1 protein-coding gene is annotated in these 379 nt (G+C 56.5%); it reads left to right on the top strand.

The window, feature by feature from the left end; all coding sequences use genetic code 11:
• Window positions 1–96 precede the first annotated feature (96 nt).
• Window positions 97–379: TetR/AcrR family transcriptional regulator (locus tag G8O24_RS43150; protein WP_188108469.1), on the top strand; the 283-nt coding region annotated here is incomplete at its 3' end.

Here is a 379-nt window from a genome sequence, read left to right as displayed (position 1 = left end):
GGAGGGTAATCGGCTTTTAGATGACGATCATCATATTGACTATTGATGACGGTCATCATATAAATTGTCAATGCAGTTTTTTTGAAGGAATGTTTCATGCGCGTCAGCAGGGACCAGGCAGCACAGAACCGCGCCCGCATCATCGAGATCGCCGGACAGCAGTTCCGCGAAAAGGGTTTTGACGGCATCGGCGTCGCCGATGTGATGAAAAGCGCGGGGCTCACCCATGGCGGTTTCTATGGTCATTTCAATTCGAAGGATGACCTGATCGCCGAGGCCTGCGCGGCGGCCATCGCTTTGTCGGTCCGGCGGTGGACCAGCCTGTCCGAGGCCTCGCCTGACGATGCGCTCGGCGCGATCACCCAATCCTATCTGGCGG

This window comes from Bradyrhizobium campsiandrae, assembly GCF_014529705.1.
Lineage (GTDB): Bacteria > Pseudomonadota > Alphaproteobacteria > Rhizobiales > Xanthobacteraceae > Bradyrhizobium > Bradyrhizobium campsiandrae.
This window is presented reverse-complemented; position numbering and strand designations above follow the sequence as displayed.